Source organism: Nocardioides sp. CPCC 206348 (assembly GCF_048654705.1).
GTDB lineage: Bacteria > Actinomycetota > Actinomycetes > Propionibacteriales > Nocardioidaceae > Nocardioides.
In genome coordinates this window covers 1,150-3,099 of the sequence record NZ_JBMCZA010000109.1, presented here as the reverse complement: position 1 = coordinate 3,099, position 1,950 = coordinate 1,150, and the positions used below count along the sequence as shown (strand labels likewise).

1 protein-coding gene is annotated in these 1,950 nt (G+C 71.9%); it reads right to left on the bottom strand.

The window, feature by feature from the left end:
• Positions 1-193: 193 nt before the first annotated feature.
• Positions 194-1,804: a LuxR C-terminal-related transcriptional regulator gene (locus tag ACOADB_RS06090; protein WP_378597061.1), complete on the bottom strand. Its 1,611-nt coding sequence runs from the start codon at positions 1,802-1,804 to the stop codon at positions 194-196.
• Between the last annotated feature and the right edge of the window lie 146 nt (positions 1,805-1,950).

Genomic DNA, 1,950 nt, shown 5'->3' with positions numbered 1-1,950 from the left:
GTCGCGCGGTCGACGGCGAGCACGCGGTAGCCCTTGCGGGCCAGCAGCATGGCGGTCGGTGACCCCGCGGCGCGGGCTCCGATGACGATGGCGTCGTAACTCATGGCTTCTCCTCGGACGGGCGGTGGGGCACGGATTCGGGCCTTCACGCCACCGTCGCCGGTCGAGGAGGGACGGGTATCGGGGAACTCCCCTAGTTGCCGGCCGGTTCGTGTCGGACGGCGTAGGCGGTGGCCTCGGCGCGGTTGCGGAGACCGAGCTTGAGCAGCAGGTTGCCGACGTGGTGTTCGACGGTCTTGCGGCTGATGAAGAGCCGTTCGGCGATCTCGGGGTTGGACAGCCCGTCTCCCAACAACCGGAGAACCTCCGCCTCGCGCCTGGTGAGCACCTGGCCGGAGGATCGCGGGGGAGCGACCTTCTGGCCGAGCTCGCGCAGCACGGCGGAGGCGGCGTCGACGTACCGAGCGGCCCGGAGCTTCGTGAAGACGGCCAGCGCGGCGCGCGCCTCGGCAACGGCGACCTCGGGACTCTCCTGGCGACAGGCCCGGGCGAGGTCGAGGCGGCACAACGACATCTCGAACGGCAGCTGGGTCCGGGTGAAGCCGTCCAGCGCGTCCCGGAGCCACACCCGCGGATCGTCCTGTGCGGCGTGGGCGCGGGCGAGCGCCACCAGTGCTGTCGTGTACGGCGTCCGGTGGGTCTCGGCGCACGCAGCGAGATCCGCGATCGTCTGCTGCGGGTCCTCGCCGCAGGCCAGCTGCGCCTCGACGAGCTGCGCCAGCAGGGGGATGCACTCGCTGCTGCGCGGATCTGCCTTCCGTGCGGTGCGCTCGAGCAGGTCGAGGGCGATCGTCGACTCGCCGCGGGCGAGGTGCAGCGCCGCACGGGGGAGCACGGCCTCGCCGTCGTTCTGGTCCTCGAGCAGGCTCGCCGCCTCGTCGTACCGGCCCTGCTTGATCCTCAGGTCGGCCAGGCGGATCAAGGCACCGGCCTTGAGCGTGCGCTTGCCGAGGGCCCACAGCCGCACTGCCTCGGTGAGGGCCGCGTCCGCTTCGGGCCACCGGCCTGCGGCCGTGAGGATGCCGCCGTAGTGGGTGTGGCAGTAGGCGCTCACCGCAGGCAGCCCGCGCCGCTCGGCGATCTGCTCACCGACCCGGATCCACTGCTCGGCCCGGTGCACGTCCTGGGCGTGCTCACACGCGGAGAACAGCTGGCAGAAGATCTCCTCGATGATGATGAAGTCCTCGACCTCGCCACCTGCCACCGCCGCGAGGGCCTCGTCGAGCAACACCATGCCTTCCTCGGTGTGATCGCCGTGGACGAGGCTTGCGCCGAGGTAGGACATGGTCGCGAACGTGAGGTTCCGGTCGTCGGTGTCGCGCCCGATCTCGATGGCGGTGTGGAAGGCGGCCTCCTTCGTGGCGCGCGCCTCGGCGAACATGCCCTCGGTCAGCGCCACCCATCCCCGTTCGCTCGAGTGCGGCAGCTGCCCCAGCAGGGTCTTGGCCCGCGCGATCCATCCGTTGGCCACTGCCCAGTCCCCGGCGGTCGTGCCGTACATGTAGCCCAGGGTCCGGGCCACGCGGGCCGCACCGGCGCCGTCACCCTGGAGGCGGTGGCCGGCGTAGGCACGCTCGAACTCCTCGATTGCCCGCGGGTACTCCGCCAGCACGTACGACGCCGCGGCCAGCCCCTCGAGCACCTCGGGCGTGGGTTCACCTCGTTCGAACGCCGCCCGTGCGGTGGCCGCATCCCCGACGCGGAGCGCGGCCCGACCCAGCTCGACGTGCTCGGTGGCGGCCACCGTCCGATCATTCCACCGCCGGGCACACCGCGTCGTCGCTGCGGGGAATGTCGGCGGACGCCAGGTTCGCGCGATCGCGGCCGAGGTTCCACTCCAGCCAGTCGTCGTCCCGCACCTCGCGGCCGAACAGGACGCAGGCCCGCTCG